This window comes from Methanocalculus sp. (genome assembly GCF_030651615.1).
Taxonomy (GTDB): Archaea; Halobacteriota; Methanomicrobia; order Methanomicrobiales; family Methanocorpusculaceae; genus Methanocalculus.
Genome location: NZ_JAUSCG010000186.1, coordinates 1 through 6,140, shown reverse-complemented (window position 1 = coordinate 6,140; position 6,140 = coordinate 1). Strand labels below are relative to the sequence as shown.

Annotated in this window: 6 protein-coding genes; 5 read left to right on the top strand and 1 reads right to left on the bottom strand. The window is 52.0% G+C overall.

Going from position 1 to position 6,140, the window contains the following annotated elements; translation table 11 throughout:
• On the top strand, positions 1–471 hold a 471-nt coding region (locus Q7V06_RS08140; protein ID WP_304840419.1), incomplete at its 5' end, for an ABC transporter permease.
• Positions 472–531: 60 nt separating this feature from the next.
• Positions 532–942 (top strand): nuclear transport factor 2 family protein, encoded by a 411-nt coding sequence (locus Q7V06_RS08135; protein ID WP_304840416.1) that lies wholly within the window; start codon positions 532–534, stop codon positions 940–942.
• On the opposite strand, the gene purB is transcribed toward Q7V06_RS08135, so the two are convergent.
• Entirely contained in the window at positions 943–2,283 is a 1,341-nt protein-coding gene (gene purB, locus Q7V06_RS08130; RefSeq protein WP_304840414.1) for an adenylosuccinate lyase, read from the bottom strand.
• A gap of 88 nt (positions 2,284–2,371) precedes the next feature.
• On the opposite strand from purB, the gene Q7V06_RS08125 reads away from it, so the two are divergent.
• The 3 genes from Q7V06_RS08125 to Q7V06_RS08115 all read left to right on the top strand — a co-directional run.
• A complete protein-coding gene (locus Q7V06_RS08125) occupies positions 2,372–3,793 on the top strand; it encodes a GAF domain-containing sensor histidine kinase (RefSeq protein ID WP_304840412.1) in 1,422 nt (473 codons plus the stop codon).
• 158 nt (positions 3,794–3,951) lie between these two features.
• Entirely contained in the window at positions 3,952–5,949 is a 1,998-nt protein-coding gene (locus Q7V06_RS08120; protein WP_304840410.1) for an ATP-dependent DNA helicase, read from the top strand.
• A partial coding sequence (locus Q7V06_RS08115; RefSeq protein ID WP_370650833.1) for a hypothetical protein occupies positions 5,940–6,140 on the top strand: 201 nt, incomplete at its 3' end. The genes Q7V06_RS08120 and Q7V06_RS08115, both read left to right, overlap by 10 nt.

Genomic DNA, 6,140 nt, shown 5'->3' with positions numbered 1-6,140 from the left:
AGGCGGGAGGATGTTGTCAATATCATGGATTTCAGATCGATGATCTCATCCATTCAGGATGCAATCGGTCAGATATCCCTCTTTGTCATGGCGATAGGCGGGATCTCTCTTGTCGTGGCGGCGGTGAGCATCTTAAATGTGATGCTCATCTCGGTGAACGAACGGATCAAAGAGATCGGGATTCTGAGGAGCATAGGAACTCAGAAAGGTGATATCAGCAAGATGTTTCTGTATGAAGCGGCGATCCTCGGTCTGATCGGATCAGTCTGTGGCGGGTTGATGAGCCTTATCGGTGGCGGGCTCCTCATCCTTCTCATCATGCAGGATATCAGCTATCTCCTGACATTCAATACCGTTTTTACTGTTACCTATGGTATGATTATCGGAACCGTCATCTGCATTGCAGCAGGGGTCTACCCGGCCCACCGGGCAGCACAGATGAATCCAATCGATGCACTCTCAAACGATTAAGGCCCGGTTCATCCGGAAAAACATATCTTTTTTTAACCTGACAGAACAAGTATCCAAGCTATGCTCAGTAAACAGACTGAAGAACAGATCCGGGAGCTGCTTGACCGCTATCTCTCACTCTATGGGAAGAAGGATCTCGATACCATCCTTTCGCTCTTCTCAGAAGATTGCATGGGTATTGGAACCGGAAAAGATGAGATTATTCGGAACAGGGATGAACTGAAAGAACAGCTCCTCCGGGATTTTACGCAGGTAAATGAACTTGCAATCAGTATGGATACCTGTATCATTCGAGCTGAGGGGACGATCTGCTGGGTGATGGGGGATCTCACCTTCACAGCCGATGGTACAATCATCCCCTGCCGGTGTACCATGGTTTTGCGTGGGACCGGCCACCGCTGGGAGATCGTACAGATGCATATCTCTGTGCCAGCGCACGATCAGGCTGGCGGTCGGTCATATTCTGATTAATTATGAGGTCAGTGGGGCGAGTTTCTTTATAACCCGCTCTACCTGCTGAACCGATGTGCCGACATACCGTTCAGGCAGAAGGGCGTCTTCAATCTCAGCCGGAGAGATGAGGGCAGTCACCTCCGGGACGGTGGAGAGGATCTCTGCAAGCGACCTCTTCTCATCAAGTGCCTGCATGCTGTTTGCCCTGATCACTTCGTGGGCTGTCTGCCGATCCATTCCCCGCCTTGTCAGTTCAATCATCACCGACTCGGCAAGGTTGATCCCATGCAGGATATCAAGATTCTTTTTAATGTTCTCTTCCTTGATGATCAGCCCTTCAAGCGCCTGTGCCATCACCTTCAGGCAGTGATCGCAGAGGATCGTTGCTTCCGGAAAGATCACCCTCTCACAGGATGAGTTGGTGAGATCCCGCTCATCCCAGAGGGTGTTGTTTAAGAGGGCGGGCTCGACTGCGGAGCGGATAATTCGTGCAAGCCCTCCTACCTGCTCACTTTTGATCGGATTTCTCTTATGGGGCATCGTGCTTGAACCGACCTGTTTCTTTGCAAATGCCTCCTCAACCTCAGCGATCTCTGTTCGCTGAAGCGTACGAATCTCAATTCCGATCTTGTCTAAGGTTGTAGCAATATTTGCGAGAAGGAAGAAGTACTCTGCATGCCGATCACGTGCAATCACCTGATTTGAGACATCTACTGAGCCTATGCCGAGCTGGCGCATCATTGCGGCCTGTACCTCCATCCCATCGTCACCAAAGGCTGCCTGTGTTCCGACGGCGCCGGTAAGCTGACCGACGACTACACGTGGGCGGATCTCACGAAGACGGGTAATGTGGCGTCCGACCTCACTTGCCCATATGGCAAACCGCAGTCCATAGGTTGTGGGAACACCGATCTGTCCGTGTGTTCTTCCCGCACAGACGAGTGTCTTTGTAGCTGTACTCCGGTCAATGAGGATACGAAGGAGTATCTTCAGTTTCTCCTCAATGCAGGTGAGTGCATCCTTCAGCTGAAGCGCGGTTGCAGTATCCAGAATATCATTTGAGGTCGCACCATAGTGAACCCAGCGGCCGGCAGGTCCTGAAACCTCTGCGAGGCTCTTGACAACTGCCATCATATCATGATTAATTTCGGCCTCGATCTCGTTTGCACGACGGAGTGATGCCTTCGGTGCAGCGGCTGCGATCGCGTCTGCTGCTTCAGGTGGAATAAGCCCGATCTCAGCTTCTGCGGCGGCAAGTGCCACTTCAGAACGTATGATCGCGTTGAACCGTGCCTCTTCACTCCAGATACGCCGCATCTCGGCTGTGCCGTACCGGAAGTCTATCGGATGGATCGCCATAGAGATATGTATGGGTTTTTGTTGGATTAAACCGATCCATCAGAGATGTGTGAGAAGAGTTTTCTTACTGTACGCATATAGGTGAATAATGAATAGTGTACGCCATCCGATCGGAATTATCAAAGTAAGACCGGACGGAAGCATCGTCTCTTTCGAGGGTGATATCGGCGATGCACCAGTAGTTTCGAATAGTCGTATGCTCGGCGACATCCCCCTCTTCGCCGGAGCTGCTGATGAACTGATCAGATTCGGCCTTGAAGTCATAGGAACTGGCCATCCCGCGGTCTTTTCAGCTGATTTGGGTTGGTCGGTGACGATCTCCCCTGCTGATGGTGGTGATCTCTGGTATATTCTCTCACATCCGGACAGTTGCCCGGAGCGGCGATCCATTGAGGTGGTAAACCATCATCTCAGGATTCTCAATGCCGTCGTCGAGGCGGCATCCTCACAACTTGCCTGCCATGACATACTCCATGCCTGCCTATGGGAAACGATCCGATTGATCGATGTCGATTGTGGGGCAATATATATCAGAAGCAACGGATCGGAAAGGGCTGAACAGAAGGCCATCGCCGGGTATGTCACCTATTACTTCCCGGATCTTTTGGAGCTCAACCTGGCATCCCCTACCTTCTCAAACGCCTTCTCAACCCGGAAGCCGGTCTTTCTGGAGCAGTACTGCGACCTTGAACATACAACCGGTGAGCTTGGAGTCTTCTCTCTTGCGGTGATCCCGATCCTCTCCCGTGAAGAAGTGCTCGGGGTGATCTGTTGTGCACATAGTAAACCAAGGACATACTCAGCACTTGAAGAGAGTGTGCTAACCTCTATCGGGAGATCTGTTGGCGGTGCAGTCAGACGGGGAGTGCTCCAACAGAAGTATGAATGCCTCATGGAAGAGAACACCCTCCTGCTCGATATCATGGAGCATGATATCAGAAATGCAAACATGATAGCAGAGGGATATCTTGAGATGCTCAGCGAATCTCCATCACAAGAGTATGCCAGAAAGGCGCAGGCAGGGCTTGAGCAGTCTGATGAGATCATCAGAAATGTCAGAACCATTCGCCTGCTTGGAGCTTCTGACGTCCGTCTGTCAAGGGTTCGCATTGATGAAGTGATCCGAAAAGAGATCGAGTACATCTCAGGTGCTGAGATCACCTGCTGCATGACTACAGCAACTGTCATAGCAGATAACCTCCTCTCGCAGATCTTCAGCAATCTCATCGGAAACAGCCTCAAGTTCGGGGGAGAAGGAACGAAGATTACCATCACTCTGGATGAAGAGGGGGAATGGGTGAAAGCAACCGTAGCAGATAACGGGCCTGGTATTCCTGCTGAACTGAAACCGATCCTCTTCTCCCGTCATGGGCATGGTGGAAATGCAAAGAGCGGATCCGGGCTTGGACTCTATATTGTCCGGGAGCTGGTGCACAGGTATGGGGGGAAGATAGAGGTGTTGGATCTGCCGGTTGGAACAGGAATCAGGTTCTGGTTGAAGAAGGGGTGAGAGAGAGGTTCATTCCGGTCCATCCCTGAAACCAGCTCAAGGGGATCAGTGGTCACAGAGCATACCATCAGAACAGGATCTCTGAATAAAAATAGATCACCACATAATCATCAGATGAACACATGAATAAAAGGAATTTTCCGGATCGAGTACCTCACATGACAGATATCACCAGTTGGTTCCCATACACCACATTCCGCCCACACCAGGAGGATATGCTGAACGCCGCAGCAAAGACCGCTCGAAATGGTGGCATTCTTATGATCGATGCACCAACAGGTAGCGGGAAGTCGAGCATCGTATCAGCGCTTCTGGCCGAATCTAACGGGAGGACTATCCTCGTTGCGGTCCGGACGATCAGTCAGCTGAACACCTTCATCCGTGAGCTCGATATGATCCGGAGGAAGAAACCTGGTCTGAAGTTCACATACCTCATCGGAAAAGGGAGTATGTGTCCTCTTGGGGGAGTGGGTGATGTCTACCGCCGGTGTGAGGGGGTGAAGAACTTCACGAGTGCACTCATGCGTGAGCGGGCGATGAAAGGATCGCTCGTCCCGGCAAAAGATCCCGAGATCATCAGGCAGATAAAGAAACAGGACCGCGACCACCCCCTCATCTGCCCGTACTTCGTGAAGAGCCGGGTCTTCCTTGAAGGGGATGAAGGGCTCAAACTCGTACCATCCCAGGAGATCCGGTCAAAAGCCGAGAGGGCAACCCTCAGCGTGGTCAACCCGGAATCTCTCCACACGTATGCAGGCGGCCTCTGCCCCTATGACCTGATGGTGACCTCAGCCCGGCATGCCGATGTTGTCATCGTCAACTACCATCACCTCTTCAACGACGAGATCAGAGAGCAGCTCCTCATCTCTCTGAATGTTGAGCCCCAGGATGTTATCCTCCTCGTTGATGAAGGCCATAATGTCGGAGATGTGGTGCAGGGAATTCAGAGCGTCTCATTAGAAGAGCGGGATATCCAGCAGGCATACCATGAACTCTCCTCATTAAAGGCGAAGGTAAAGGGGGCAGAAGCGGTCCAGCACGTCCTCCCACGGATTCGTGACTTCATGGACGGACTCAGGCGCTCAACTGAGATTGAGGACTGGTTCGATCCGGCAATCTTCGATCGGATCTTAACCAAAGGTTCTCTGTACCCCTCAATGGCTGCAATTGTTGAGGATGTCATCTCAATAAGCGATGTTGTCCGGGAGAAGAGCCTGCAGAGCGGAGAGTTCCGTGAGACCGCCATCGAACGGCTATGCGAATTTCTCTATCGTATCCACTGCTCCGCAACAGATCAGGCATATTTAACCGTCTTTCGCAAAGATGACGAATCGGTGATCCTTGAGGTCAGAAACATCGATCCCGCAGGCAAACTTCGGGATATTGCCGGGGCACATCATGCCACCTTCCTCATCAGCGGGACCCTTTCTCCAATTGAGAGTTTCAGGAAGTACTACTTTGAAGATGCACCAGTTGCCACGCTTTCGATCCCAAATGCCTTTCCAAAGAAGAACCGTCTCCTCCTCGTCTCAAAAGATATCACCACCGCTTTCCGGATGAGACAGGATAAAGGAAATATTGAGCGGACAGCCCTGACGATCAACGCATTTGGAACACTCCCGGGAAATCTTGCGGTTTACTTCCCCTCATACCAGATCATGAGTGATTATGCCAGCAGATGCGGTATAAAAAAGAAGAAGATATTCATAGAACCGCGTGATGCCCGCGAGGCTACCGAACAGCTCACAGAGTTCCTCTCACTCCCGGGACTGAAGAAGTCAGGTATCCTCTTTGCCGTCTGTGGCGGCAAGTGGAGTGAGGGGCTTGACTATCGGGGGGAACTCCTCTCGGGTGCGATGGTTGTCGGACTGCCTCTTGCCCCCTATACCCAGGTCAGGGCAATGAGCATCCAGTATTTCAAACGAAAGTTCGGGCCTGACGGTGAGTTCATCGCCTACACTCTTCCGGCAATCAATAAGGCCGCCCAGGCACTCGGCCGTGTGCTCAGGACCCCTGACGATCGCGGGATGCTCATCCTCGGTGACAGCCGTTTCCTTGAACCAGAGGTGAAAGGAGGTCTCCCGCCATGGATGCAGGAAGAGATGAAGGCGATCACCTCAGATACTGCGAAAGACGTGATCTCCAGATGGCAATGAGAGAGGGAACCGGAAGATTCGGGCTCAGGCCGGTTTCGGCAGCCTGGGATGAGAATTGCATCCACCGCGTCTGGTTTGGGAGACTGGATGGAGCAGACTCTCTTCACCCGTTGATCACAGAATACCTTGCAGGAAGAAGAACCGATCTCTCCATGCTCAGGTCACCGGCAGAGGAGGGTGAAACACTCTCT

Bases quoted from the DNA above. Each gene is read 5' to 3' on its own strand.
- Q7V06_RS08135 (WP_304840416.1), top strand. From the start codon at position 532: ATGCTCAGTAAACAGACTGAAGAACAGATCCGGGAGCTGCTTGACCGC.
- purB (WP_304840414.1), bottom strand. From the start codon at position 2,283: ATGGCGATCCATCCGATAGACTTCCGGTACGGCACAGCCGAGATGCGG.
- Q7V06_RS08125 (WP_304840412.1), top strand. From the start codon at position 2,372: ATGAATAGTGTACGCCATCCGATCGGAATTATCAAAGTAAGACCGGAC.
- Q7V06_RS08120 (WP_304840410.1), top strand. From the start codon at position 3,952: ATGACAGATATCACCAGTTGGTTCCCATACACCACATTCCGCCCACAC.